Origin of the sequence: Pseudomonas sp. CFII68 (genome assembly GCF_000416195.1) — a bacterium.
Lineage (GTDB): Bacteria > Pseudomonadota > Gammaproteobacteria > Pseudomonadales > Pseudomonadaceae > Aquipseudomonas > Aquipseudomonas kilonensis.
In genome coordinates this window covers 1-26205 of sequence record NZ_ATLN01000036.1, presented here as the reverse complement: position 1 = coordinate 26205, position 26205 = coordinate 1, and the positions used below count along the sequence as shown (strand labels likewise).

General features: G+C 63.0%; 29 protein-coding genes. 5 read left to right on the top strand and 24 right to left on the bottom strand.

The features are described from left to right. Positions 1–26 precede the first annotated feature (26 nt). Positions 27–926: a LysR family transcriptional regulator gene (locus CFII68_RS20200; protein ID WP_018603460.1), complete on the top strand. Its 900-nt coding sequence runs from the start codon at positions 27–29 to the stop codon at positions 924–926. A 287-nt stretch (positions 927–1213) separates the two neighbouring features. Here the strand turns inward: CFII68_RS20200 and CFII68_RS20205 are convergent, their stop codons facing one another. Beyond that, complete coding sequence (locus CFII68_RS20205) at positions 1214–2200, bottom strand: alpha/beta fold hydrolase (protein ID WP_256211708.1); 987 nt, start codon at positions 2198–2200, stop codon at positions 1214–1216. 394 nt (positions 2201–2594) lie between these two features. Between CFII68_RS20205 and CFII68_RS20210 the strand changes: the two genes are divergently transcribed. Both CFII68_RS20210 and CFII68_RS20215 read left to right on the top strand, forming a co-directional pair. Next, on the top strand, positions 2595–3131 hold the full coding sequence (locus tag CFII68_RS20210; RefSeq protein ID WP_018603457.1) for a PAAR domain-containing protein: 537 nt from the start codon (positions 2595–2597) through the stop codon (positions 3129–3131). Then, complete coding sequence (locus tag CFII68_RS20215; RefSeq protein ID WP_018603455.1) at positions 3128–3448, top strand: PAAR domain-containing protein; 321 nt, start codon at positions 3128–3130, stop codon at positions 3446–3448. Before CFII68_RS20210 ends, CFII68_RS20215 begins: the two co-directional genes overlap by 4 nt. 441 nt (positions 3449–3889) lie before the next feature. On the opposite strand, the gene CFII68_RS20220 is transcribed toward CFII68_RS20215, so the two are convergent. The 21 genes from CFII68_RS20220 to CFII68_RS20320 all read right to left on the bottom strand — a co-directional run bounded on the left by CFII68_RS20220 (position 3890) and on the right by CFII68_RS20320 (position 22543). Further along, complete coding sequence (locus CFII68_RS20220) at positions 3890–4336, bottom strand: hypothetical protein (protein WP_018603453.1); 447 nt, start codon at positions 4334–4336, stop codon at positions 3890–3892. A gap of 42 nt (positions 4337–4378) precedes the next feature. Continuing rightward, a complete protein-coding gene (locus CFII68_RS20225; protein ID WP_018603452.1) occupies positions 4379–5605 on the bottom strand; it encodes a beta-ketoacyl-ACP synthase in 1227 nt (408 codons plus the stop codon). Then, on the bottom strand, positions 5605–6333 hold the full coding sequence (gene fabG, locus CFII68_RS20230; RefSeq protein WP_018603450.1) for a 3-oxoacyl-ACP reductase FabG: 729 nt from the start codon (positions 6331–6333) through the stop codon (positions 5605–5607). The genes CFII68_RS20225 and fabG overlap by 1 nt, the downstream gene beginning before the upstream one ends. Then, positions 6330–6797 (bottom strand): hotdog family protein, encoded by a 468-nt coding sequence (locus CFII68_RS20235; RefSeq protein ID WP_014336202.1) that lies wholly within the window; start codon positions 6795–6797, stop codon positions 6330–6332. The genes fabG and CFII68_RS20235 overlap by 4 nt, the downstream gene beginning before the upstream one ends. Then, positions 6794–7990, bottom strand: coding sequence for a beta-ketoacyl-[acyl-carrier-protein] synthase family protein (locus tag CFII68_RS20240; RefSeq protein WP_018603447.1), 1197 nt, complete (start codon positions 7988–7990; stop codon positions 6794–6796). The genes CFII68_RS20235 and CFII68_RS20240 overlap by 4 nt, the downstream gene beginning before the upstream one ends. Then, positions 7987–8469 (bottom strand): DUF3261 domain-containing protein, encoded by a 483-nt coding sequence (locus CFII68_RS20245; protein ID WP_018603445.1) that lies wholly within the window; start codon positions 8467–8469, stop codon positions 7987–7989. The genes CFII68_RS20240 and CFII68_RS20245 overlap by 4 nt, the downstream gene beginning before the upstream one ends. Next, positions 8466–9194: a class I SAM-dependent methyltransferase gene (locus tag CFII68_RS20250; protein WP_018603443.1), complete on the bottom strand. Its 729-nt coding sequence runs from the start codon at positions 9192–9194 to the stop codon at positions 8466–8468. The genes CFII68_RS20245 and CFII68_RS20250 overlap by 4 nt, the downstream gene beginning before the upstream one ends. Before the next feature lie 10 nt (positions 9195–9204). Then, complete coding sequence (locus CFII68_RS20255) at positions 9205–10452, bottom strand: NAD(P)/FAD-dependent oxidoreductase (RefSeq protein ID WP_018603441.1); 1248 nt, start codon at positions 10450–10452, stop codon at positions 9205–9207. After that, a complete protein-coding gene (locus CFII68_RS20260) occupies positions 10439–11596 on the bottom strand; it encodes a hypothetical protein (RefSeq protein WP_018603439.1) in 1158 nt (385 codons plus the stop codon). The genes CFII68_RS20255 and CFII68_RS20260 overlap by 14 nt, the downstream gene beginning before the upstream one ends. After that, a complete protein-coding gene (locus CFII68_RS20265) occupies positions 11593–13932 on the bottom strand; it encodes an MMPL family transporter (RefSeq protein WP_018603437.1) in 2340 nt (779 codons plus the stop codon). The genes CFII68_RS20260 and CFII68_RS20265 overlap by 4 nt, the downstream gene beginning before the upstream one ends. Next, positions 13916–14509, bottom strand: a complete 594-nt coding sequence (locus tag CFII68_RS20270; RefSeq protein WP_018603435.1) for an outer membrane lipoprotein carrier protein LolA — start codon at positions 14507–14509, stop codon at positions 13916–13918. Before CFII68_RS20270 ends, CFII68_RS20265 begins: the two co-directional genes overlap by 17 nt. Continuing rightward, on the bottom strand, positions 14506–14931 hold the full coding sequence (locus CFII68_RS20275) for a thioesterase family protein (protein ID WP_018603433.1): 426 nt from the start codon (positions 14929–14931) through the stop codon (positions 14506–14508). Before CFII68_RS20275 ends, CFII68_RS20270 begins: the two co-directional genes overlap by 4 nt. Continuing rightward, on the bottom strand, positions 14924–16468 hold the full coding sequence (gene hutH, locus CFII68_RS20280) for a histidine ammonia-lyase (RefSeq protein WP_033062489.1): 1545 nt from the start codon (positions 16466–16468) through the stop codon (positions 14924–14926). Before hutH ends, CFII68_RS20275 begins: the two co-directional genes overlap by 8 nt. Beyond that, entirely contained in the window at positions 16449–17393 is a 945-nt protein-coding gene (locus tag CFII68_RS20285; protein ID WP_018603429.1) for a hypothetical protein, read from the bottom strand. Before CFII68_RS20285 ends, hutH begins: the two co-directional genes overlap by 20 nt. Then, complete coding sequence (locus tag CFII68_RS20290) at positions 17390–18124, bottom strand: glycosyltransferase family 2 protein (protein ID WP_018603427.1); 735 nt, start codon at positions 18122–18124, stop codon at positions 17390–17392. Before CFII68_RS20290 ends, CFII68_RS20285 begins: the two co-directional genes overlap by 4 nt. A 185-nt stretch (positions 18125–18309) precedes the next feature. Then, the gene (locus CFII68_RS20295; RefSeq protein ID WP_033062488.1) at positions 18310–19989 is read right to left on the bottom strand and encodes an AMP-binding protein; all 1680 of its coding nucleotides are present in this window, start codon (positions 19987–19989) and stop codon (positions 18310–18312) included. Beyond that, on the bottom strand, positions 19986–20531 hold the full coding sequence (locus CFII68_RS20300) for a hypothetical protein (RefSeq protein WP_018603423.1): 546 nt from the start codon (positions 20529–20531) through the stop codon (positions 19986–19988). Before CFII68_RS20300 ends, CFII68_RS20295 begins: the two co-directional genes overlap by 4 nt. Continuing rightward, positions 20528–20782 carry an acyl carrier protein gene (locus CFII68_RS20305; RefSeq protein ID WP_003197040.1) on the bottom strand — a complete coding sequence of 85 codons (255 nt, stop codon included), beginning with the start codon at positions 20780–20782 and terminating at the stop codon, positions 20528–20530. Before CFII68_RS20305 ends, CFII68_RS20300 begins: the two co-directional genes overlap by 4 nt. Positions 20783–20791: 9 nt before the next feature. After that, positions 20792–21049: a phosphopantetheine-binding protein gene (locus tag CFII68_RS20310; protein ID WP_018603399.1), complete on the bottom strand. Its 258-nt coding sequence runs from the start codon at positions 21047–21049 to the stop codon at positions 20792–20794. Beyond that, entirely contained in the window at positions 21030–21839 is an 810-nt protein-coding gene (locus CFII68_RS20315; RefSeq protein WP_018603396.1) for a 1-acyl-sn-glycerol-3-phosphate acyltransferase, read from the bottom strand. The genes CFII68_RS20310 and CFII68_RS20315 overlap by 20 nt, the downstream gene beginning before the upstream one ends. Continuing rightward, positions 21815–22543 carry a beta-ketoacyl synthase chain length factor gene (locus tag CFII68_RS20320; RefSeq protein ID WP_033062487.1) on the bottom strand — a complete coding sequence of 243 codons (729 nt, stop codon included), beginning with the start codon at positions 22541–22543 and terminating at the stop codon, positions 21815–21817. The genes CFII68_RS20315 and CFII68_RS20320 overlap by 25 nt, the downstream gene beginning before the upstream one ends. A 350-nt stretch (positions 22544–22893) precedes the next feature. Between CFII68_RS20320 and CFII68_RS20325 the strand changes: the two genes are divergently transcribed. Beyond that, entirely contained in the window at positions 22894–23664 is a 771-nt protein-coding gene (locus tag CFII68_RS20325) for a ParA family protein (protein WP_014336219.1), read from the top strand. Between the two features lie 151 nt (positions 23665–23815). Here the strand turns inward: CFII68_RS20325 and trxC are convergent, their stop codons facing one another. Together trxC and ycaC are read right to left on the bottom strand one after the other, a co-directional pair. Then, positions 23816–24238, bottom strand: coding sequence for a thioredoxin TrxC (trxC, locus tag CFII68_RS20330; RefSeq protein WP_018603388.1), 423 nt, complete (start codon positions 24236–24238; stop codon positions 23816–23818). A 106-nt stretch (positions 24239–24344) separates the two neighbouring features. Next, a complete protein-coding gene (ycaC, locus tag CFII68_RS20335) occupies positions 24345–24971 on the bottom strand; it encodes an isochorismate family cysteine hydrolase YcaC (protein WP_018603387.1) in 627 nt (208 codons plus the stop codon). A 207-nt stretch (positions 24972–25178) separates the two neighbouring features. Between ycaC and CFII68_RS20340 the strand changes: the two genes are divergently transcribed. Next, on the top strand, positions 25179–26084 hold the full coding sequence (locus tag CFII68_RS20340; RefSeq protein ID WP_216598570.1) for a LysR family transcriptional regulator: 906 nt from the start codon (positions 25179–25181) through the stop codon (positions 26082–26084). The last annotated feature ends 121 nt before the right edge of the window (positions 26085–26205 follow it).

Here is a 26205-nt window from a genome sequence, read left to right as displayed (position 1 = left end):
ACGTTTTGCGACCTATTGGATTGCCCATGGAATTGCGTCACCTGCGTTACTTCATCGCCGTTGCCGAAGAACTGCATTTCGGCCGTGCCGCGCTGGCCCTGGGCATCTCCCAGCCGCCCTTGAGCCAGCAGATCCAGGCGCTGGAGCAGGAGATTGGCGCGCGGCTGTTCGAGCGTACCAATCGTCGGGTCGAATTGAGCGAGGCCGGACGGTTGTTCCTTGAAGAGGCGCGACGGGTATTGGTCCAGGTCGACAAAGCCGCCGACGTCGCCCGCCGCGCCCAACTGGGGGAATTGGGCGAACTGAAGATCGGCTTCACCTCCTCGGCGCCGTTCAATTCCACCATCCCCCAGGCGATTTTTTCATTTCGGCAACGCTTCCCGGCGGTGCACCTGAACCTGCGGGAAATGAGCAGTACCCAAGTGGCCGACGCACTGGTGGACGAAGAGATCGAGGTGGGCATCATGCGACCGTTGCCGTTGCCTGACTCCCTGGCGGAAATCGAGCTCAGCCGCGAACCGCTGGTAGCCGTGCTCAGTGCCAAGCACCCCCTGGCCCAAGGCAATGAAGACGGCCTGTTCCTCTCGGCCTTGGCCCAGGAGCCGTTCGTGTTCTTCCCCCGCAGCTACGGCAGCGGCCTCTACGCCCAACTCCTGAACCTGGCTCGCGACGCCGGCTTCAGCCCGCACTTCGCCCAGGAAGCCGGCGAAGCCATGACCATCATCGGCTTGGTGGCGGCGGGGCTGGGTGTTTCGGTATTACCGGCGTCTTACCAGCGCATGCGTATCGATGGGGTGGTCTATCGACCGCTGCTCGATCCAGCGGCGGTGTCGGCGGTGTGGCTGGTACAGCGCAAGGACCAGCGTTCGCCGATGGCGAAGGCGTTTGTGGCGTTGTTGACCGATGGTGATCAAGGCGTTGCCTGAGCTTCCCAGGACCACCGAAGAAGGAGGGCAACATGAAAAGCGACCAGCCGACTCGATTAAGAAGGGCGCCCAAAGGGGTAAGGTCAGTCAGTTAAGCAGCAAACCTGTGGGAGCAAAGCTTGCTCGCGAGGCGGCGGCACATCCAGCGCTGATGCAAGCTGCTCCACCGCTATCGCGAGCAAGCTTTGCTCCCACAGGACTTATGCCGTTTGCGCCTAACTGATAGGCATTAGCCCAAAGGAGGCGTCCTTCTTCGTTCATACCCCACCATCAGATCTGATGATGGCCTATTGCCCGACATTTTTTATCGTCAGAAATGCCAGGATTGCATCGCGGGTAGCCTGAGTTTGTTCCTCAAGCACCCAATGGCCGGTATTGATCAATATCAATGAATGCGGTTGCGTTGCGATGTGCAGAGCCTGTTCGGCCAGGTTTTTTCCTCTCGAATGGTCCCCGCCGATGGTGAGCAGCGGAATAGTCAGTTTATTCTTGGCAAACTCCAGGTTGTCATTCGCGTCATTTTCTACCCAGGCTGCATAAAGCTTGAATGCCGCTTCCATGCGATCGGGTCGAGAGTAGTCTTCTATCAATGCCTGTCGCACCATATCTGGCACTTTGTCGTTGCCCTCGAATACAAAGTCATCAAAAAACATATCCAGGTAGGTTTTTTCATGCCCTCTGATCATGCCAATGGCCGTTTTGCCAAAGAAGCGAAAATGCCATTTGCTGGTAGTGCCCACAGCGGGGTTTCCGTTATAAGCGGTTTCCCACCCGGGGATGCCTGGAATGAATCCATCCATCAATACGATGTGTTTGGTTTCATCCGGATAAAGTGCCGCGTAGGCGTAGGCAATGATCAAGCCGATGTCATGGCCAATGATATCGACCTGCTTGATGTTCAAGAGGGTGACCAGTTCGTGCAGATCATGGGCCATGCTTTTTTTGTCGTAGCCACCGACTGAAATATCCGTTTCGCCAGCGCCGCGGTAATCAGGAACGATGGGTGTATAACCGGCACGCACCAATGCGCCCATCAACGGCTCCCAGCTACGCCAACTGCCCGGAAACCCATGCACCAGCAAAATTGGGCGTTCACCATCACCGCCCATAAGGTAGTGAAGGCGAATACCGTTCACGCATGCGTAGCCATGGGTAAATGTCGCGCCGTCGACAACGACGCTGTCTTGTTCCGTAGAAGGTGATGTGGCGGGGTGTTTGCGAGATATGGCTGTGCGGCCCGACCAGGCTATTGTGCTCATCAATTTTTTATCCATGTTTGGACCAGATTAATTTTCTTGAGATGCGAGTTGCAGCTCATAAGGTCGAACAGTTTTATCGAGCGTCGACCTGGATAACGGCTAAAGCCTGAAGCTATTGCGAAGCCCATCGAACTGTCAGAGTTGACAGTTCCGACAGGCGGCAAAGAGCGCTGCTTCGATCGTCATCAGCAGGACAGGGGGGACGAAAAGTTGTGTCAAATACCCTTCGACTGTAGGAAAACGCGCATTTCTAGTTACGACACTTCCGATTCGTTGCACAGACCACTTCGCAGGGGTTGCGACTCGCCCGCGCTGCAACGTCTTATTCATCATTCCGAAGCCGCCGGCTCAGCGCTCCTTCCCAGTTGCAAGGGATGCAGCCTGAAGCCCATGAATGAGGTCCCTGGAAATGCACTCATCTTTGGATGCCCCCTACACCAACGAAATCTCCCATGAAGCTCTTCGTCATTTGGATGACTTGTACTTGGAGCCCCGGCAACTGGAGGGTTACGGCGAAGAAGTCGCGGCGTTCATGAGTCGACAAAAAGCCTTCGTCGAAGCTCATCCGCCAATTGCCATCTACCGAGTGGCCACCGAGGGCAGCCAGACGCGTAACGGCGGAACGATCCAGCAAGTAGTGTCATCGTCGTTGACGTTCACCTTGGACAATGGCTGGAAGGTACGCGCCGCGCAGAAAGGCGATGAGGTGGTGTATGCCGATGGCAGCACGGCACGGATCATCACTGGCGCAGGGAAAAACAATAGCAACATTGCATTGGTCGGCAGTCGCCTGAGCAATGGCGACGAGATCATCAATACGCTTCAGAGGCGTTTCATGATCATCGTGCGGGAGGGTGTGCCGATGGCGGAGGATTTTTTGCCTGGGCTTAGGTTGGCGGAGGTTCATCGCCTGCACTCGAATGCGGTGAAGGAGAACATCCAATGAACGAGGGTTACTTCATTGGTCAGGGTGACAAGACCACGTGCGGTGGGAAAGTGCTGGATGGCGACGGCAAGGTGAACATGTTTGGCCTGCAGCATGCCCGCGAAGGTGACCGCGTCTCTTGTGGAAAGGACGGGAACACCTATCAGATCAGGGGCGGTATCGGGCACATGGTCAGCCATGGCAGGCATATGGCCGGCACCCTGGATAGCCACAGTACCTGCCCCTGCAAAGCGCGACTGATCCCCTCGGTATTCTGGGTCACCTACAAAAAAGCAGACCCCGCACCGCAAGCCAGCCGAGCCGCTCAACTGGCTTAATGACCCTGTGGGAGCGAGCTTGCTCGCGATGACGGCGGCACAGCCAACATCACCGGCGCTGACCCACCGCTATCGCGAGCAAGCCCGCTCCCACAGTGGATCTGGGGTGTCCGGAATATCTGGGTACACCACCCAACCCTGTGGGAGCCGAGCTTGCTCGCGATGACGGTGGCACAGCCAACATCACCGGCGCTGACCCACCGCTATCGCGAGCAGGCTCGCTCCCACAGTGGATCTTTGGTGTTCGCAATATCTGGGTACACCACCCAACCCTGTGGGAGCCGAGCTTGCTCGCGATGGCATCGCCTGGGTCTATCTGCTAGACCGAGGTGTTTGCATCGCGGGCAAGCCTTGCTCCCACAGGCTCAGCTCCCACATGAGGGTGTTTGATGGCCTGGCATTAGTCGTCAGGCTTCTCTAATGGCTCAACAGGCGCTTTTTTTATTGCACCTTCGCCAAATCCCCTTTCAACGCAACACCCGCCATGATCGCGCCGGCGTGGCATTCGTAGGTGGTGGAGTCCTTGCGTTCGTTGCGCTTGTAGAAGCTGACGATGTTGGTGACGGCATTGGCGCCGGCGTTCTTGGCGGCCTGGTGCAGGCTGATCAGGGCCGATTGCAGGACCCATTCGCAGGCTACTTCATCGGATTTGTTGAAAGCGTTGGTTTTCTTGTTGGTCACCGCACCTGGGCTGACCACGGTGACGTTGCCGGCCGGTTTGTTGCCGGCCAGGTAGAACTTCACGCTGCCGTCGATCTTGCCGGTGCGGATGGCTTCGGCGACGACTTTGTCGAACGGCAGGAACAGCGCGGTATCACGGGCCTGGCTGAGGCTTGGCAGGGTGCTGAGCAACAGGGCGGCGGTCACGGCGATTTTCTTCAACGACATCATGGTCTCCTTGACGAGGGGCAACAGGGTTTTGAATCCGATTCAGTGCCAGCGGCGGAAAATCAGCGAGGTGTTGACCCCACCAAAGGCGAAGTTGTTGTTCATCACGTATTCGTTGCTCATCGACCTGAACTCGTTACGCAGGTAATCGAGCTTGCCGCATTGGGGATCAACCTCATCGAGGTTGAAGGTGTGCACGTAGAGGTCGCGGTTCATCATTTCGATGCTGAACCAGGACTCCAGCGCCCCGCAGGCACCCAGGGTGTGGCCGAGGAAACTCTTCTGTGAGCTGATGGGCATGTGTTCGCCGAACAGGCTGCTGGTGGCCAGGGTTTCGGCAATGTCGCCCTGTTCGGTGGCGGTGCCGTGGCCGTTGACGTAGCCGATGGCCGAGGGTTCGAGGCCGGCATCCTCCAGGGCCAGTTCCATGGCCCGGCGCATGGTGAGCAGTTCGGGGCGGGTGGCGTGCTGGCCGTCGGCGTTGCTGCCAAAGCCGACGATCTCGGCATGGATCCGTGCGCCACGGGCCAGGGCGTGTTCCAGTTCTTCAAGCACGAGCATGCCGGCGCCTTCACCGATCACCAAACCGTCGCGATCCTTGTCGTAGGGGCGCGGGCTGGTTTGCGGTGCTTCGTTTTTCAGGCTGGTGGCGTAGAGCGCATCGAAGACCATCGCTTCGGTCGGGCACAGTTCTTCAGCGCCACCGGCAAGCATCAACGGCAGGCGCCCGAACTTGATCGCCTCGTAGGCATAGCCGATGCCATGGCTGCCGCTGGTGCAGGCGCTGGAGGTGGGGATCAGGCGTCCGGTCAGGCCGAAGAAGATGCTGATGTTGGCCGCCGTGGTGTGGGGCATCATCCGCACGTAGGAGTTGGCGTTCAGCCCTTCGGCCACGCTGTTGAGCAGCATGTTGCCAAAGGCCTTGATCTCGTCGGTGCTGCCGGTGGACGAACCGCAGGACACGCCCATGCGCCCGTCCTTGATCGACTCGTCGCCCAGCAGGCCGGCGTCGGCCAGGGCCTGTTCCGCCGCGCCCACCGCCAGGCGCGAAACGCGGCCCATGCTGCGCAGTTGCTTGCGGGTCCAGTGGGCCGGGACCTGGAAGTCGTCGATGGGGCCGGCCAGGCGGGTGTTCAGTTCGGTGAAACGGTCCCACTCATCCATGCGCCGGATGCCGCTGCGGTTGGCGGCGAAGTTGGCGGCGATGGTCTCCCAGTCGCTGCCTATGGAGGTGATACCGGCCATGCCGGTGACGACGACGCGCTTCATCAGCACAAGCCTCCGTTGACGGCCAGGACCTGCCGGGTGATGTAGCCGGCTTCGGCGGACATCAGGAAATTCACCGCACCCGCCACTTCTTCCGGGGTGCCCATGCGTTGGGCGGGGATCATTTTCATCAGTTCTTCCACGGGTACGTTTTCATCGAGCATGGCGGTGTCGATCAGGCCTGGCGCGACGCAATTGACGGTGATCTTGCGCTTGCCCAGCTCGATTGCCAACGCCTTGGCCGCGCCGATCAAACCGGCCTTCGAGGCGCTGTAGTTGACCTGGCCGCGATTGCCGATCAGTCCGGAAACCGAGGTGATGCAGACGATTCGCCCGGCGGCGCGACGACGGATCATCGGCATCATCACCGGATGCAGCACGTTGTAGAAACCGTCGAGGTTGGTGCGCATTACCGCATCCCAGTCGTCTTCGCTCAGGGCCGGGAAGGCACCGTCGCGGGTCAGGCCGGCGTTGAGCACCACGCCGTAATAGGCACCGTGGGTGTCGACGTCGGCTTCGAGGATGGCCTTGCACGCGGCACGGTCGGCCACGTCGAATTGCAGCACCCGGGCGTTGCGGCCCAGAGCCTGGATTTGCGCCTGGACCGTCTCGGCCTCGGCGCGGCCGCTGCGGCAGTGCAGCACGATGTCGTGCCCGGCCTGGGCCAGGCGCAGGGCGATGGCGCGACCGATGCCACGGCTGGAGCCGGTGACCAGTACGGATTCAGTCATGACGGGTTTCCTGTTGCGGACGGTTCATGAAGGTAATGGGCGGCCTGGGGCGGACGGAATACGTTGAGCCGGGCCGTGGCGTGGATGCCGGGGGCGTGGATGTGGCATTCGAACACGCCCATGCCGTTGTCGTCTTCCAGGGAGCGCACGCCGTGGATGGTCAGCTCGACGCCGGCTGGAAAACACTCGACGTTGCATTCGAACTTGCGGGTGCCGAGCAAAAAGCCCAGGGCCACGGCATCACCCCGTTGGCGTGCATGGCAACCGGCAAAGGCGGCGACGCTTTGGGCCATCAGCTCGATGCCGACCCAGGCCGGCAGCGCGCCATCGTCGCGGCTGAACAAACCGCCGGGCTTGACGGTGGCGTGGGTATGGATCTGTTCGTCATCGAACGACAGGATCCGGTCGATGAGGATCATGTCGCCGGCATGGGGCAGCAGTTCGGCGAGCGGCCAGTCAATCATGGGGCGTCTCCGATAATCAGGCTGACGTTGTTGCCGCCGAATGCAAATGAATTGCTCATCAGGCGGCGCGGGGTGGCCGGGTTCAGGTGGGTGCCGGCGGTGACCCAGTCCAGCGCCGGCAGGGCCGGATCGGCCTGGCCGTCCCAGACATGCGGCGGCAGGGCCAGGGCGGTGTTCTCTGCGCTCAGGGCCAGCCAGCAGAACGCCGCTTCCAGTGCCCCGGCCGCGCCGAGGGTATGGCCCGTCATGGGCTTGGTGGACGAGCAGGGCACGCCCGCCGGAAACAGCCCGGCCACCGCCTGGCTTTCCATGGCGTCGTTGTGTTGCGTGGCGGTGCCGTGCAGGTTCAGGTAGTCGATCTGGCTGGCCTCGAGGCCGGCGCAACGCAGGGCTTTTTCCATGGCCTGGCGGGCGCCGCGACCACTGGGTTCAGGTGCGGAAATATGGTGGGCATCGGAACTGGCGCCGTCGCCGAGCAAGGCAATCGGTGCTCCTTCGCCTGGCGTCTTGCTCATGAGGAACAGCACGGCTGCTTCGCCAATGTTGATGCCGCTGCGGTTCACCGAAAACGGATTGCAGCGTTCGTTCGACACCGCTTCCAGTGCGGAAAAACCGTTGAGGGTCAGTTTGCACAGGCTGTCCACGCCACCGCACAGCACCGCATCGCACAGGCCCAGGTCGAGCAGGCGCCGGGCGCTCATCAAGGCGCGGGCGCTGGAGGTGCAGGCCGTGGAAATCACGTAGGAGGGGCCGCTCAGGCCGAGCCAGTCGGAAAGAAAGTTGGCCGGCGCGCTGAGTTCCTGTTGCTGGTAGTCGTAGCCGTCGGGGAAGTGTTGTTCGCGCAGGTAATGGGCAATGCCCTGGCTGGCCTCATCGATCCCCGAAGTGCTGGTGCCCAACACGATGCCGATGCGGGCGCGACCGTAGGCCTGGATGGCCTGGTCGATCTCGGCGCGAATCTGCAGCCCGGCTTCCAGCAGCAGTTGATTGTTGCGGCTGCGGTGCGCCAACAGGGTTGGGGGAATGGGGGCGAGTTCCCCCGGCACCGCGGCAACCGGCAACGCACGTTCGGCGACCCAGCCGTCCTTGATACGTACGCCCGAGCAGTCGCCGGCAAACAGGTTGCGCGCGACGCTGTGCTTGTCGCGGCCCAGGGCACAGATCACCCCGAGGGCATTCAAATAGGCGGTCATGGGGTGTTCTCGGTCAACGGTGTGATGCGGTAGCGGGGGCCTTGGGGCAGGCTCATTTCAAAATCCAGTGGCTGCGTGTAGCGCACCTGCCAGCGACTATCGAGGGTCCGTTTCGACGCCTGTTGCCGGGCGGCCGGGTAGTTGCCGGGCAGTTCGGCTTCGGGGGTCAGGGCGAACAACAGCGCGGCGAACAACTCCCGGGCCTCGGCATTGGGCGGCAGCAGGCCGTCGGCCTGCCACCGGCCCGCGACCAGGCGCTGGCGGGCCACGGGAATGCCCAGCGGGTCCATCATCGACCAACGAATGCCGGCGTCTTCGCGCTGGATCACCAGCAGCCAATCCTGGCGTTGGCCGGCCATTGTCCGCTCGATGTGCAGTTGCATCGGCAAGGCCAGGGTTGGCGTGCGCTCGGGCAGCGGCGCATGGCTGGCGCAGGCACTGAGCAGCAACAGGCCGCCGATAAGCAGGGCACGAATCATCCGATGGCCCCTTCGACGGGCTTGCGAGCCACCACATTGACCAGGGTTTCCTCTCGCTCGCCGAACGGTTTGGCCCGGCGCAGGCCAAAACGCTCCAGCAAGCCGAAGTCCTTGGCGCGGCTCCACCACAGGTACGGGTAGGACACGTTGCAGGTTTCGAACTGGAAACCCTGCCCACGGATCATCTCCAGGTACTGCGCGGCACTTTTCTGCACGTGCATGGGATGACGGAACAGCCAGCGAATCACCCAGGTGTCGATGTAGGCTTCGGTGGATTCGGCGAACATCAAATAGCCGCCGGGCTTGAGTACGCGGTAGAACTCGGCGAGGGCGTTTTCCTGTTCCACCAAGTGATGGAACGTCTGGTGGCAGAACAGCAGATCGACGCTGGCATCGGGCACTGCCAATGTCGCGCAGTCGCTGCCAATCAGCTCCACGGTCATGCCCTGGCGCGCGGCCTCCTCCCGGCTCAGGTCCAGGCTGTGGGGGTCGGCATCCACGCCGATCAGGTGGTGTGGCGCGAACACCTGGCGCAGGTACTGGAATGATTTGCCCTGGCCGCAGCCGGCGTCCAGCAGCACCGGGTTGCTCGGCAGCGGGGTGCTGAACAGGCTGCGCAGGTCGTTGATCGCCACGCGCAATACATGGTGCTGCCAGGTGTGGCTGCGCAGGAACCAGAAACCGAAGCGGGTTTCTTCGACGTAGTTGTCGCTCAGGTAGCTCATGGTTGCTGACTCATGGCGTCGGGCTCGCGCAGATTTCCGAGAGCATGCGCAGGCGCCGCTTGGGTTCGCTGACAAACGGATTGCGCTGATCCCAGGCGTAGCCGGCCAGGATCGAGCTGATCATGCGGCGGATGTCGTCCGAGCCTTCGGTGTAGAAAATCACGTCCTGGAAGGTGCCGGCGTACCAGCCCTCGACATAGCAGCGGAAGGTGTCGACGCCGCGCTTGAGCGGCACGGCAAACTCGCTTTGCCAATCCACGGGTTCACCTTGCAACTGACGGTGGAGCACGTCGGCGGCCATGCTCGCCGAGCGCATGGCAATGGTCACGCCGGAGGAGAACACCGGGTCGAGGAATTCCGCAGCGTTGCCCAGCAGGGCGAAGCCTCGGCCGTGCAGGGTCTTGACGTTGGCCGAGTAGCCGCCGATGGTCCGCGCCGGGGTGTCCCACACGGCGTTCTGCAGCACGCCGGCCAGGCTTGGGGTTTCATCGATGAAACCGCGCAGGCAGGCATCGAGGTCGTCGGTGCGGCCGGCGAAATGTTCCGCCGCTGCAACCACACCCACCGAACAGCGCCCGTCGCTGAATGGAATGGTCCAGAACCACACGTCGCGTTTGCTCGGGTGGGTGGTGATGAGGATCTTGTCCCGATCAAAAGCCGGGGCGTCGATGCGATCTTCGATGTGCGTGAACACCGCCTGGCGCACCGGGAAATTCGACGGCGCCTCAAGGTCCAGCAGGCGCGGCAGGACTCGGCCATAGCCGCTGGCATCGAGCACGAAATCGGCTTCGACGCAGTACTCGCTGCCGTCTTCGCGCTGCACGCCCAGTTGTGGTTTGGCGAGAGTGAAATCGGCGCTGGTGATTGCTTGGCCGTAGCGGATCTCCACGCCTTGCAGGGCGGCCTGGTCGGCCAGCAACTTGTCGAAATCGGCGCGTTGCACCTGGAAGGTCGTGGGCTTGCCGTTGCTGAAGGTGTCGCCGAAATCGAAGGCACTGTAGCGCTCGCCCCAGGCAAACGCGGCGCCGTTCTTGCGCTGGAACCCGGCGGCATTCACCGCGTCGAGCATGCCGGCTTCTTCGACGAAATCCAGGCAATGGGACAACAGGCTCTCACCGATGGAGAACCGGGGGAAATGCTGGCGCTCGATGACCAGCACATCGTGGCCCTTGCGCTTGAGCAGCGCGGCGGCGATGGCGCCGGAAGGGCCTGCGCCGATGATGACGACCTGTCGACGTTCCGTTTCAACTGTTGGCACGGGAGCTCCTGGCCGGGACGGCAAGCGAGGGGATACGGTGGAAACCGGCCACGGCCGGCAGCAATGTGGCGATCAGCCCCATCAGCATCAGCGTGAAATACAACGCCGGGCTGATGAGTTGTTGTTGCAAGAGCAGGTTGAGGAAGACGATTTCACTCAAGCCGCGAATGTTCAGCAGGATACTTTCGCGCCAGCGACTGGCGCCGGCGAATGATGCGGTGGCCCAACCCAGGCCCAGCCAGTTGCCCAGCAGTTTGCTGGCAATGGGCAACAGCAGCAACGCCGTCAATTGCACCCCGTCGAGGCTGCTCATGGCGCTGTGGACGTCGATCTGCACAATGCCGAACGTGAGAATCAGCGGGATCGCCAGGTACGTCTGCAAACCCTGCATCCAGGCGATATTGAGCGGCAGCCTCAAGGGCACTTTGAGCGCGGCCATGCACAGCAGATAGCCGATGCCGACGATCAGGGCATTGAGCCGGTAGTGCTCGGCCACCACCAGCAGCGCAAAAAACACACCGCTGTACAGCAACGGCTGGCGCAGGCCAACCAGGCGCAACAGCAGCGGCACACAGGCGCCGGCCAACGGCAACAGCAGGCTGCCCAGGTGAAGACTGCCCTGGGCCAGGCCGAACAAGCTCCAGCAGGCCAGGTCGATCAGGATCGCCGTTTGCACCAGTCGCCGTGTGGCGGCGGGTGGGTAATCGATGTGATGCAGGTACAGGTACAGCACCGGGATCGCCGTGATCGCAAACAGCAGTCCCACCGCCAGGGAGCTGATCCAGGGCTGGGGCGGCAGCAGCCAGAACGCTGTCGTCAGACCGCAGGCGAACGGAACGACGAAGCTTGGCAGGGCGATTTTCACGCTCTGGCGGTCCAGGCGCAGGTCGATCACGTCGCTGAGGATGTGCCCCAGCAACAGCGCAAACGCGAGGCTGTAAAGGTTCTTCAGCCACACCGGCGACACCAGTTGCGCGCCGCTGAGCTGCCAGCCCGGCTCGATCCAGAAATACATCAGCAGCGGCAGGCCGAACGTCGCCAGCAACAACTGGCTGACAATCGGGATCAACCCGAAGCGACGGCCTATGTGGGTCGCGACTGCGAATAGCCCCAGGGCCATGAGCCAGAACAGTAGGATCATCATGGGGCGGGCTCCGCGACCGCTGCCGCGTGGGTCTGGTGTCCGACCCACGGCGCCAGCATGAAACTGAAGGCCAGTCCCAGGCTCACTGCCAGGCCGAAGTTACTCACCGCCGGAGTGCTGGACAGCGCCAGCAGGCCGAACGACAGCCAGGTGGTGACCGCCGCCAGCAACGTGCCCAGCAGGCTCACGGCGGCACCGCCGATCTGTTCGCGCATCAGGATCGCGTAATCGACGCCGATGGCCGTGACCAGCAACAGGCCGAACAGGCTGAACAAGGTCAGTGGCTGCCCCAGCCAGCCGAGGCTCGCCAAACTGCACAGCGCGGCCAGCAATGGCAGGGCGACGATGCGCAAGGCCGCGCCGACACCGAACGGCCAGATCAGCACCAGCACAATCAACACGCAGGAGGCCAGTTTCAATTCGGCGGCGCTGACCTGCGTGGCGGCGAAGACCCGGTTCAGGTCGCCCAGGCGATCCACCAGTTGTACGCCCGGCAAATCCACCGCCTGCACCCGCAGCAATGCGGCATCGTTCAAGCCTTGGAGGCTGATCATGGCGGCCACGCCTTGCCCTGTCGGTCCGAGCCAGAGTGTGCGATAGGGCTCCGCCAGGGGCCCGGTCAACGCGGCATCGATGTCTTCCACCGGCAAGGCTTGCAGTTGCGCCAGCTCCGCTTGCAGCGCGGCGACCGGCACGCCCAGGTCCAGCAGCGGTTGCCAGAAGGCTGGCAAGCGGGCCAGGGCCTCACGCACGTTCTGCTGTTCGGCGGGGGGGCTGACCAGTTGGTTCAGCGACAGGTAGCCCTGGAGTTTTTCCAGGCCGATCAACTGATCCAGCCGCTCGTTGAGGGCGGTCTGGCGCTCCAGCAGTTGGGACTGATCGTCGGCGCGGATCAGGAAGAACTGGCTGGTGGGCTGGAAACCGGTGATGCGCGCGATGTCGCGGGCTTCGTCGGTGAGGTGCTGGGGCGTGCCGATCCACTGGCGAATGTCGTTTTTGGTGGTCAGGTGCCAGAGGCCGCCTGCGCAAAAGCTCAGCAGCAACACCAGCAGCACTGGCGTGGGCACCCGCGCCAACAGCGCTTGGCGGGCCTGGAGCAGGCATTCGCACAGCCGCAGCGGCCACTGGGCCGGACGCAAGTCGGCCCCCTTGAGCAGTGCCGGCAGCAGGCAGACGGCGCTCAGGTAGGCGCCCACCAGCCCGGCGGCGGAAAAGATCGCGATCTGGGTCAGGGCCGGGAAGGGCGTCCAGGCCAGGGCCAGGTAGCCGATGCAGGTGGTCACCAGGCTCAGGCTCAGCCCCGGCAGGGTCAGGCGCAAGGCCGGCCAGCTGCGCCATGGCTTCAGGCTCCAGCTCTTGGACAGGTAGTGCAACGGGTAATCCACGGCCACGCCAATCAGGCTGGAACCCAGGACGAGGGTCATGACATGCATGCGGCCAAACAAGGCCACGCACGCCACCGCGCCGAACAGCATGCCCACCAGCACCGGCACGAACGCCAGCCACACGCGCAGGCGCCGGAAGGCCAGCAACAGCAGCAGCAAGATGCCGACCGTCGCGCCACCGCCGACCCAGGTGATTTCCCGCGACGCCTGTTGCTGGCCGCTGGCGGCGTACAGCAGGCCGCTGGCCGCCAGCAGTTGCCCTTGGGCCTGGGACGCCTGGTCGCGGCTGCGTTGCAGCAGCTCGGCCACTTGCAGCGGCAGGTTCATGTCGAAGGCGTTGCCCTGGGCGCGGGCCCGCAGCATCACCCAGCTTTTACCGTCGGCATCGGCGACCAACGCTCCGCTGCCGATGTCGAATTTTATCGCGCCGCGTTGTGGCTGGCTGTTCTGGATGCGCCCGGTCAGGCCCAGCCAGTCGTCCTGGTTCGGCACCAGGCTGAAGCCGCTGAATGGGTCGAACAGGGCCTGCACCCGCTGTTGGATGAACGCCTCGGGCTGCTCGATCAATTGCTGCCGGTCCGCCGCCGAGAGCATCGCCAGCCGCCCGTCGAGCAATTGCCTGCGCAGCGCCGGCAAGTCGGCCTGCAACGTCCACTGCACCTTGTCGAACAGGCCGCTGGCCTGCCATTGCTCGCCGAGGGTCTGCGCCAGGGCGATGGCTTGCTGGCGATCGGTGTGACCGACCAGCACCAGCACCTCGCGATTGAGCGGCTCCTGCATGCGTTGTTCGGCGATCAGCTCCAGGGCATCGGGTGACGTACCCGGCACCAGCTCCATGAGATTGGCCGACAGCGGCGCGCCGTTACGCCATTGCCAACCGGCGAGCGCGAGCACCGCCAGCAGCAGGATCAGGAACAGCCGGGGCAGCATCCGTTCACTCGGCAAAATCATGTTGCTCCGCTTCGCTCAACGGTTGCGCAGGGGTAGCGTCCTGCATGCGCAGCACGGTGCTGTCGCCCTGGGTTTCCAGCAGTTCGATGCGCTGTACCAGTTCGCCGCCGTCAATGTTGATCTGGTTGAAAACCTGTTTGAGCAGCACCGAGCGCGGGGTCAGGGTGAGCTTCCATTGTTGCGGCTCGCCCGACAGGCTCAGTTCGAAATCCCGCTGCAGGCCTGTGCTGTCACCCTGCAATACCGCCAGGAACAAGCGGTTCTGCTCGGCGCCGGCGCTCTTGTTCGGCAACATCTGCCAGGTGCTGCCGTCTCGTCGGGCGATGCCCTGGGTGGTGATGCGGTAGTCCTGTTGCAGCGGGGTTTGCAGCAGCCACAGCAGGCCGTGGTTTTTCGCCAGCACGAAGCGCCCCTTGCTGGTGAGGGGCTGGGGCAGGGCGCGCAGGTGTTTTTCCTGGATGAACTGCCCGTGGATCACCTCCGGGCGGGCCAGTTGGTCGCTCAGTTGTTGCAAGTCGAACGCTTGGGCAGCGGGCGCCAGGCAGCACAGCAACAGCCAGATAACCAGGCGCTTCATGGCAGTTTCCTTTCCACGGCTTGAACAAAGACCCGGGGCGAGGCCAGCAGCATTTCGCGACTGGCGAGGTCCACGGCCACTTGCACCGAACTGGCACGGGTCAAGCGGTCGCCGGTGGCTGCGTCGCTGATCAGGTAATTGATCTTCAGCCGGTTTTCCCACTCCACCAGACTGGCACGCACGGTCAGGGCCTGGCCGAACACGGCGCTGCGCACGTAGCGCAATTGCAGGTCGATGATCGGCCACGCATGGCCGGATTCGAGCATGTCGTTGTAGTTGTGGCCGATCAGGTCGAGCAAGGCACAGCGGGCCACTTCCAGGTATTTGACGTAGTGGCCGTGCCAGACCACGTTCATCGAATCGACATCGAAGAACGGCACCACGATGTGTGTGTCAACGTGCAAAACGCCTTGGTTACGCATGCAGCCTCCAGTGTTGCTCGGCGATGCGTTGCAGGCACAGGCGCAGCTCGCCTTCCAGGGCGCGGTCTTCGATCACCGGAGGGAAATCCTCGGCCAGTTGCTGGTGCATGGCGGCCAGCGCCGGCGGCAGTGGGCGCGCGTCTTCGGCACGGCTGCGCAGCCAGACGCCCTGGTTGGCCGCCAGCAAGGTGGCGGCGGCGACTTGTTCGGTCAGCTCCAGTACGCGGATCGCGTCCCGGGCGGCGATGGTGCCCATGCTTACCTTGTCCTGGTTGTGGCACTCGGTGGAGCGCGAGAACACGCTGGCCGGCATGGTGTTTTTCAGGGCTTCGGCGGTCCAGGCACTGGTGCCGATCTGCACGGCCTTGAAGCCATGGTTGAGCATCGCCCGCTCGGCGCTGGCGCCGGACAGGTTGCTGGGCAGGCCATGGTTGTAGCGCTCGTCCACCAGCAGTGCGAGCTGGCGATCCAGCAAGTCGGCGACGTTGGCCACCAGGTTCTTCAGGCTGTCCATGGCAAAGGCGATGTGCCCACCGTAGAAATGTCCACCGTGCAGCACGCGCTCGGCTTCGGCGTCGATGATCGGGTTGTCGTTGGCGCTGTTGAGTTCGGTTTCGATGAACGCGCGCAGCCAGCCCAGGCTGTCGGCCAATACCCCAAGCACATGGGGCGCGCAGCGCAGGGAATAGCGATCCTGCAGGCGATGCAGCGGCGCGGTGGGGGCGTCGATCGCCAGGTCCTTGCGCAGCCACGCGGCGACTTGCATCTGCCCCGGGTGTGGCTTGGCGGCGAACAGGCGTTCGTCGAAGTGTTCCGGGTTGCCTTGCAGGGCGACGACGTTCAGCGCGGTGATGCGGGTCGCCAGTTGCAGCAGGTAGTCGGCGCGGGCGAAGGCCAGGCAGGCCAGGCCGGTCATCACGGCGGTGCCGTTCATCAGCGCCAGGGCTTCCTTGGGCCGCAGCACCAATGGGGTCCAGCCCAGTTCACGGTGCACATCAGCGGCCAATCGTTGTTCGCCACGGAACATCACTTCCCGTTCGCCGGACAGCGTGGCGGCGACGTAGGACAGCGGCGTCAGGTCGCCGCTGGCGCCCACCGAGCCTTCTTCCGGAATCAGCGGCAGGATGTCGTGTTCGAGAAAGGCCTGCAGGCGTTCCAGCAGTTCCACCCGCACCCCCGACACGCCGTGGCACAGCGACTGCAGACGCGCCGCCAGCACCGCACGGGTGGCCTGGGCGTCGAGCAGTTTGCCCAGGCCGCAGCCGTGGAACGTGTACAGGTGACGCGGCAGGGCCTCGACGTGGTGCAACGGCACGGCCACCACGCAGGAGTCGCCGTAACCGGTGGTCACGCCGTAGATCACGCCTTCCTTGTCCAGCAGGGAATCGAGGAATTGCGCACCCTTGGCGATGCGCTGGCGGAACGCCAGGTCATCCTGCAACTGCGTTGGTGCCTGACGGTTGGCCAGGGCCAGCACATCTTCGATGCGCAAGGGGCGTTCGCCGAAGGTTACCGGCTCAAGAGTGGGCATCGTCATCGGTCTTCCAGAAAGGGTAAAAGTTGAACCACTGTTGGGGCCCCTGGAGGCAGTATTGCGCCAGGCGCTCGGCGTAGCGGCCAGCCCAGTAGGCGATCACTTGCTCGCGGTCGTTGCGTTTCCACACCACGGCATCGGCGAAGGGTTCGAGGGTGACGCGATAGCGTCCCTCGTGCTTGAGGCACATCAGCAGGTTGACCGGGCATTTCAGCAGGCCGGCCAACAGCCAGGGGCCCTGGGGGAATGCGGCCGCAAGCCCCATGAAGTCCACGGTCACGCTGCGCCCGCCGTGCAGCGGTACGCGGTCGCCGGCAATCGCCAGCCACTCGCCGCGCTCCAGGCGCTCGCTCAACTGCAACATGATCACCGGGTTCAGCTCGCTGACCTGGATCAGCCGCAAGTGCGTGGCACCGGCTTCGCCCAGCAAACGGTTGAACTGCTCGGCGTGCTTGGTGTGCACCAGCACGTTCATGGTGACTTTCTCGCCCAGCTCGGCCAGGGCCCGGCACATCTCCAGATTGCCCAGGTGCGCGCCCACCAGCATTTGCCCGCGGGCATCGCGCAGATGATTGCGCAGCAGCGCCGGGTCGACGATTTCGATCTGGTCGATGCTCAGCTTGCCGTTCCAGACGTCGAGCTTGTCCAGCAGGGAGTCGGCAAAGGCCATGAACTGCCCGAACACCCGCCAGCGGGTCGGGCGCAGCTCGGAACGTGCGCTCCAGTCGGCCAGGCGCTGCTGATATTGCCAGGCGGCCTGGCGAGCGCTGCGGCCGAAAATGAAGAAGTACAGGACGATGCCGTACAGCACCGGGGTCAGCAAACGCCGACCGAGCACCTTGGCGGCGAGCGCGGTGAGTTTCATCAGCCAGAAACTGCCGCGCTCCTGGCGGTCGGCCCAATGCTGCTTGTCTTCCTGAACGCTCATGCCCGCCACCGTCGCCAGAGAATCAGGGGGAAACGCACCAGCATGCCGAAGAACAACCGGGTGTGCATGCTGGAAATCAGTACGTTGTCGTGGAACAGGCGAAAGTGCGAGACCCCGTCCTGAGGGTAATGGACCCGCGTGTGCAGCCAGTGCATCGGCTGATTGCGCCAGGCCAGGCGCACGAGGATGTCCGAATCGAAATCCATCCGCTTGCCGATATTGGCCGAGTCGATCAGCGCCAGGGTCGGTGCCAAGGGGTAGACCCGAAAGCCGCACATGGAGTCGCGGATTTGCAGGGACAGGCTGTTGATCCAGACCATCACGTGGGTCAGGTAGCGCGCGTACAGACGACCTTTCGGCACGCTGGCGTCGTAGCGCGGATAACCACAGATCACCGCGTCCGGGTGGGCACGGGATTGCTCGATGAACGTCTTCACGTCGCCAAGATCGTGCTGCCCGTCGGCGTCCACCTGCAAGGCGTGGCTGAAGCCCAGGCGCGCCGCCTCGCGCAGGCCGGTCATCACCGCGCCGCCCTTGCCCTGGTTGACGGCCAGCCTGACCAGGTGAACCCGCTCGCCCTCTGCCAGCCGATCGAGCACGGCGGCACACGCCGGGCTGCTGGCGTCATCCACCAGCACGCAGGGCAGGCCGTTGGCGAGCAACGCCTGGACCACGGCCGAGATGGCGGTTTCGTGGTTGTAGACCGGGATGACGGCGCAGGGGTTATGCATATTCTGCTCCCTCCACGGTTTCCCTGTGCACAACCTTCCTGTGGCGAGGGGATTTAGCGAACCGTCGCACCGCCCCGCTCGAGTGCGAAGCGCTCGCCATCAGTCTGTGTCGTTGCGAAGAATTTGGGGTTGCTGCGCAACCCAGCGGGGATAAATCCCCTCGCCACAGGAGCACCGCGGTGCAATCAGTCATCGGCCACCCCCAACACAATCCGTCCACTGGAGCACGCCGCCGTGTCATTGCGGTAGGCAAAGTACAACTTGCAGCGCTCGCGGTCGAAGCGCAGGTGCAGCTGGATTTCATCGCCGGGGCGAACCAGTTGCTGGAATTTCAGCACTTCCATGCCGACGAAGCGGGGCGGCAGGTCCAGCAATTGCCGGCCCAGGCTCAAGGCCCAATCGACCTGCACCACGCCCGGCAGTACCGGCGCGGTGGGGAAGTGGCCGCTGAAGTACGCCAGGTCTGGCGGCACGACCAGTTGCAGGTTCCACTCACCGTCGGTTTCGACGTGTTCCAACACTTCGGGAGCCTTGGGGCGTGGCGCCATCAGCAGCGCCTCGACTTCGGCCTGGGGCAGCTTGCCCTGGGCGTTGAGCGGCAACTGCCGCAGCCAGCGCCAACGCCGCGGCAGGGCGAGGGTTTCGCAATGTTCGCTCAGGTGCCGGCGCAGGCCCTCGGTGACGGCGCGCCGGCCCTGGTTGCGCAAGGCTCGCAGGCCAGCGTCGCTCAGCACCAGCAGCGCGCCGAGGGAGGCGCGATTTTCCTGCACCACCCCCAGCCGCGCTTCGCTGACCCAGTCGTGGGTTACCAGCGCTTGTTCGAGCATCGGCAGGGAGATGCGTTTTTCTTCGAGCTTGACGATACGGTCCAGTCGCCCGAGGAGCTCAAAGCGCCCATCTTCGGCGATTCGTGCCGCGTCGGCGGTGTGTTCCACATGCCCGGCCGGCAGATAGGGCGAGGCGATCAGCAAGGCGCCGTCGCTGTCCTGGCTCAGCTCGACGTCGGCAAAGGGTTGCCACAATCCGTCACCCTGGCGCCAGGCGATGCCGCCGGTTTCCGAACTGCCGAAAATTTCCGTCGGCCATTGCCCCAGGCGCTGCTGCAGGCTTTGCGCAGCCTCGGGGGGCAAGGCGCCGCCAGAGGAGAACACCCGGCGCACGCAGCTCAAGGCCGGCCAATCGAGGTTGTCGCCCATGCGCTTGAGCAGCGCCGGGCTGGCGACCCAGGCGAAGGCCGGTTGCTCACGGCTGGCACGTTGCAGGTCTTCCGGGAAGGCCAATTGCCGACGCACGAACGCACGCCCGGCGCACAGCGGCCACAGCACCCGGAACAGCAGCCCGTAGATGTGTTGTGCGGCAACGCTGCCGATCATGCAGGCCGGGCCCAGGTCGGCGCCCCACAGGTGTTCCAGGGCCAGGACCTCGTTACTCAACTGGCGCAGGGTTTTCTCGATGCGCTTGGGCTCGCCGCTGGAGCCGGAGGTGCACAGGCTCAGCCAGCAGTGATCGAGGTCCAGTTCGGCGGCGTCCATCGGCGCCTGTTGCACGTCGTTGGGATGGGTGTCGCCGGGCTGGTCGGTCAGCCACAGATCCACGTCCGCCGCCCAGCGCTGGCGTGTCTGCGTTTGCAGGTCGGCGGGAAGCAGGACCCGCACCCCGGCGCGCCAGGCACCGAGCAGGGTGATGGCCAGGTCGGCGGCATCTTCCAGGTGCACCGCCACATGCCGCACGCCCCGGGCGTGCAGGCCGGCCGCCAGGCGCAACGCCGCGTCCCGCAGTTGCGAGTGATTCAGCGCCGGATCGACCGCAACGGTGCGTTCCGGCTGAGCCTTGAGCAGCATCTGCTCAAGTGTTATCCAATTCATGGGCGGCCTCTTACCCGTTGTCGTATGAGCCATTCAATGGCAAACAGCAGCCCCATCAATCCGTAGGAAATCAGGCCGGTGTACAACATCCACCAGCTCAGCGGCGCCCAGAGGGTCAGGGCGGCGGCGAGCAAGCCGTTACACAGGAAAAACACACTCCAGGCCACCGTGACCTGACGGGTATACACCACCGCCTTGGCCGGCAGCTGCGGTTCGCGCAGGCGGGCCAGGCGTTCGATCATCGGCGGGCCGTATTTCAGGCTCAGCACGAACAGCCCGAGCATGAACGCGCTGATCAGCACCGGGTACCAGCGCAGCAGGAGCGGGCTGTCGAACAGCGCGAGCAATACACAAAACACGATCGCCGTGGCCGCCATCCAGCGGCTGCCGGCCCCGCCCTTGCCAAGCAACGCCCGGGCCAGCCACAGGCTGCCCAGCAGCAGCCCGAACTGCCACGGGGCGAAGTGCTCCATGCCGAAATACACCGCAAAGGGGTAGAGCAGGCCCGCCAGCAGCAGGCCGAGGCCAATCAGCCGGGTCATGCGGCCGGTTGGACCAGTCGATAAACCGCCTCGACCACGTCATTGACGGTGCGCACCGACTTGAATTCTTCGGCGGCGATTTTCTTGCCGGTCTGGCGCTTGATATGGTCGATCAGGTCGACTGCATCGATGCTGTCGATTTCCAGGTCCTGGTACAGGTTCGATTCCAGCGTCACACGCTCAGGGTCCAGCTCGAAAAGCTCGACCAGAGCATCGCGCAGGGTGTGGAAAATGTCGTCACGAGTTTGCATGGTCCGGTCTCAGGGGCGTTTTGCAGTGACGAAGGCCGCAAGGCTTGCCACATTGCTGAAATGGTTACGGGTGTCCTTGGCGTCGGCATCGATCTTGATGCCGTACTCCCTCTGGATCGCCAGGCCGAGCTCCAGGGCATCCACCGAGTCCAGGCCCAGGCCTTCGCCGAACAGGGTCTGGTGGTCGCCGATGTCGTCGATGCCGATGTCTTCCAGGCCGAGGGCGTCGATGATCAGCTGTTTGATGTCACGGTGCAGATCGCTCATCTTCGGCGAGCTCCTTGATGTAATAGTGATGCAGAAAATCGTTGAGCCTGCGCGAAGCCTGGGGAGGCGGGCCGAGCGCGGCGAACGCCTGTGGGTCTATATCGGCCCCGACGCGGAAACTGAAGTGCACGCGGCGCTGGGGGATGCGATACCAGGGTTCAGCCTTGGTCAGGGTCGTGGGGCAGACCTTGATCGTGACGGGTGTGAGGATTTTCGCACCCCGCAGGGCGATGGCCGCCGCCCCCCGATGAAAGGCCGGCACCTGGCCTGGCTGGGTGCGCGTCCCTTCGGGGAAGACGATCAGCGTCTGGCCCTCTTGCAGGGCGTCGCTGGCGGCATCGAGCATGTCCATGCTGCCGTCGTTGCTGATGTATTGGGTCGAACGCAGTGGGCCACGGGTAAAGGGGTTGTCCCAGAGGCTTTGCTTGACCACGCAGTTGGCATCGCGCACCAGCCCGATCAGGAACACCACGTCGATCAGCGACGGATGGTTGGCAATGATCATCTGCCCGGGGCGCCCGAGCCGTTCGGCGCCATCGATCTGGTAGGTGAGCACGCCGGTGCGGGCCATGAACCGAATAAAGAACCAGAACAACCGCCCGACCGTGCGGCGCGCCCTTTGACGGTGAGCCTGGGCGTCGCCGGGCCACCAGGCCAGCAACGGGAATACCAGCAAACGCAGGCACAGCCCGCCCAGCCCGAACAGGGCGAAGCTTGCTGCGGTCGCGACCAGGCGCCAGTAATAGGCGTCGCGATGTTTACCGGTCACCGGTTGCGTTGCCAGGTCCATACACGATTCTTCCAGGCATGTTGGCAGGTGGTTTCGTTGTTCAGCAGGGTACGCAACAGATCCAGGGCATGGGGCCAGTCGCTACCAGACGATTGGCCGGCCTGCGCGCACAGGTCCAGTTGCCAGTCATCGCCCGGGGTCAGCAGCAGGCCCATGGCATAGGGAAACGGCACGTCATCGACCCACGGAGCATAGACTTGCGGAGGTTGTTCTTCGGTGATCACCAGCAGCACCGCAGGCGATCCTTCGTTCAATAGCGCGACGGCCTCCAGCACACCGTGCTCCAACCCGTCGCCGGTCGCGGCCAGGGCGGTCATTTCGCTGGTTTCGCCGCGCATGATCGACCACAGGCCAATCACCGCGTTGTGCACCGACAGGCTGAATTGGGTCGGCGACAATGGCTGATCGGCTGCCAGGTCCTTGAGAATCTCAAAAGTGCGCGGGGTTTCACCGTGGCGGGAAATAAAGACCAACGGTAGGTCCGGCCGACCCTCGGCCAACGGCCAGCCAACACTGAAGGCCATCCGCGCCAGGCGACTGAGGCGCCGGCGCTGCATGGCCGGCAGGAACGATACGTCAGGGGCGGCATCGCTGGGCGGCAATACGACCGGCTGTCGGCTCCATGCCTGCCAATCGTCCACGCTTTCGAGCCCAGGGGCCCATGCGCGCCATTGGGCGATATTGAAATTGATCACAAACTTCATCCCACCCCTGCGGGCTTTTATTGTCACGGTTCAGTGGTTTGACCCGCGTCCAACCCTGCATGGCCTTGCGACCCAAGTGGCGCGCATTATCCCGGTGCGGTTGGCTTGTAGCAAATACTGGTTACATTTTGCCCAGCGAAATGTACGAGTTGGTCCGCTCAAGGCCAGACCCGGACCATGGTCGCGATCAGCACGAGCCGGTCTGTCGGTTGTTTCTGTCACGGTCTGGGCGAATTGACGTCCGAATCGTTGGAAAAGCCACTGTTGCTGTAGTCCTTCTACGCAGAAGGTAGCTAAGCAGTGTCGCTGCCTACTACACTCGGGAATCTTTGATACACGGAGGTTTTGACATGCGGCGTGTGGTGTTCAATCAGAAAGGTGGCGTGGGCAAGTCCAGCATCGCCTGCAATCTGGCGGCAGTCAGCGCCAGCGAAGGCTATCGCACGCTGTTGGTAGACCTGGATGCCCAGGCCAACTCCACTCAATACCTGACTGGCTTGACCGGCGATGACATTCCCATGGGCATTGCCGATTTCTTCAAGCAAACCCTGTCGTCCGGGCCGTTCTCGAAAAAGAACAAGGTGGATATCTACGAAACGCCGTTCGACAACCTGCACGTGATCACCGCCACGGCGGAACTGACGGATCTGCAGCCCAAGCTTGAGGCCAAGCACAAGATCAACAAGCTGCGCAAACTGCTTGAAGAGCTGGAGGAGGATTACGACCGGATTTACCTGGATACCCCGCCTGCACTGAATTTCTATGCGGTTTCAGCATTGATCGCCGCCGATCGGGTGCTGATCCCCTTCGACTGCGACAGCTTCTCCAGGCAGGCCCTGTACGGCCTGCTGGCGGAAATCGAAGAGCTCAAGGACGACCATAACGAAGGCCTGGAAGTCGAAGGCATCGTGGTCAACCAGTTCCAGGCCCGGGCCAGCCTGCCGCAACAGATTCTTGACGAGCTGATCGCCGAAGGCCTGCCCGTATTGCCGGTGTACCTGAGCAGTTCGGTGCGTATGCGCGAGTCCCACCAGGCCAGCCTGCCGCTGATCCACCTTGACCCGCGGCACAAGCTGACCCAGCAGTTCATGGAGTTGCATAGCCTGCTGGAAAGCGCCTGAATCTGACCTGTGCAAAACCCATGTGGGAGCAACTGTGTGGGAGCAAGGCTTGCCCGCGATGAAAACGCCGCGGTCTCTTGAGGACCGCAGCGCCTGGATCGCGAGCAAGCTTTGCTCCCACAAAGCCCGCTCCCACAGTTATCTCATGGCTTCAAATCCCCTGGCTGCGCAACCAAGCCATCAACTGCGGCAACGGCAGCGCCCCACTCTGGCGCGCTACTTCCCGGCCGTCCTTGAACAGAATCAGGCTGGGAATCGAGCGGATCCCCAACTGCGCCGATAATTGCTGGTTGGCCTCGCTGTCGAGCTTGGTCAACCGGCATTTGCCCGCCAGTTGCGCGGCGGCTTGTTCGAACACGGGCGCGAAGGACTTGCACGGCCCACACCAATCGGCCCATACATCCACCAGCAACGGCAGGTCACCCTTGATCTGGCTGGCGTAGTCGCCTTGTTTGAGTTCGAACGGTTTGCTCAATAACACCTGGGCCTTGCAGCGCCCGCACTTGGGCTGGTCGCCCAGGCGTTCGGCGGGTATGCGATTGAGCCCGTTGCAATGGGGGCAGGGGATCAGCATCAGGTCAGTCTCCAGAAAATCTTTGGCACAGATTGAACACTATATAGAAACCACCACAAAAACCCCTGTGGGAGCAAGCTCCCACAGGGGTAAATCGGTGTGGCTGTTATTTAGCGTTGGTCAGCGTGTTGTAGCTGGTCATCAGGTTGCGGTAGTCCGGGATGTGGTTGGAGAACAAGGTCGCCAGCCCTTCCACGTCGTTGCGCCAGTCGCGGTGCAGTTCACAAGCCAGGCCGAACCAGGTCATCAGTTGCGCACCGGAGGATGACATGCGGTCCCAGGCCGATTGACGGGTCAGCTCGTTGAACGTGCCGGACGCATCGGTGACCACGAACACTTCGAAACCTTCGGCCAGGGCCGACAGTGCCGGGAAGGCTACGCAGACTTCAGTCACCACGCCGGCGATGATCAGTTGTTTCTTGCCGGTGGCCTTGATCGCCTTGACGAAATCTTCGTTGTCCCAGGCATTGATCTGGCCAGGACGAGCGATGTACGGCGCATCCGGGAACAGCGTCTTGAGTTCTGGCATCAACGGGCCGTTGGGGCCTGTTTCGAAGCTGGTGGTGAGGATGGTCGGCAGTTGGAAGTACTTCGCCAGGTCAGCCAGGGCCAGCACGTTGTTCTTGAAGCGGTCCGGGTCGATGTCGCGTACCAGGGACAGCAGGCCGGCTTGGTGATCGACCAGCAGAACGGCGGCGTTATCTTTGTCGAGACGGTTGTAGGAAGTGGTCATGGCGTAGCCCTCATTAAGTTTTGGTTGCCGAAGGTTTCGGCGTGGTTAAGGTTTTTAATGGCGGTGTTGCGATTGATCAGTGACTCATCCGATCGAAGCGCCCCGGCTTCAATCCGTGTTGCGTTTCGATGGGTGTAGATTAAAACTGGCACCTTTGATGCGCTAGACTGCAAAAATTCGCCTTAGCGTTCTATTTGGAGAACGATCATCGAAGACCTCAACACGCTTTACTACTTCACCCAGGTGGTCGAGCACCGCGGTTTCGCCGCCGCGGGCCGGGCGCTGGACATGCCAAAGTCAAAGCTCAGCCGGCGTATCGCCCAGTTGGAGGAGCGGCTCGGGGTGCGGTTGCTCCATCGCACCAGCCGCCACTGCACGTTGACGGAGATCGGCCAGGCCTATTACCAGCGCTGCCTGGCGATGCGGGTCGAAGCCGAGAGCGCGGCGGAAGTGATCGAACGCAACCGCTCCGAACCCCAGGGGCTGGTGCGCATCAGTTGCCCGACGGCGCTGCTCAACAGCTGGGTCGGGCCGATGCTGACTCGCTACATGCTCAAGTACCCACGGGTGGAGTTGTTCATCGAGAGCACCAACCGCCGGGTCGACCTGATCCATGAAGGGTTCGATATCGCCTTGCGGGTGCGCTTTCCGCCGCTGGAAAACACCGACATGGTCATGAAAGTGCTGAGCAACAGCACCCAGTGCCTGGTGGGCAGTCCGGCGTTCCTGGAGCGTTTGTCTTCACCGGCTTCCCCGGCAGACCTCAACGGCTTGCCCAGCGTGCACTGGGGCGCGGCGCAGCGGGAATACCAGTGGGAGTTGTTCGGCCCGGACGGCACCCGCGCGCTGATCCGCCATGAACCGCGCATGGTCACCGACGACCTGCTGGCCCTGCGTCACGCCGTGTTGGCCGGCATCGGCGTCGCCCACCTGCCCGCCGTGGTGGTGCGCGAAGACATAGCGGCCGGCCGATTGGTGGAACTGGTGCCGGGCTGGACGCCCAAGTGCGGGATCGTCCATGCGATCTTTGCCTCGCGACGCGGGTTGCTGCCGTCGGTGCGTGCGCTGATTGACTTTCTGGCCGAGGAATTCAGCCAGAGTGATATGGCGTAGCGTGGAGGCAGCCATGCCAGTGTATTTCCCTTGTGTGGGTTTGCTTGGGATGGTGGCCTGATAGTTGGTCGGGGTTTTTGACTGAGTACATATCCATTGTTGCGGTAATGGCTACTTAGGG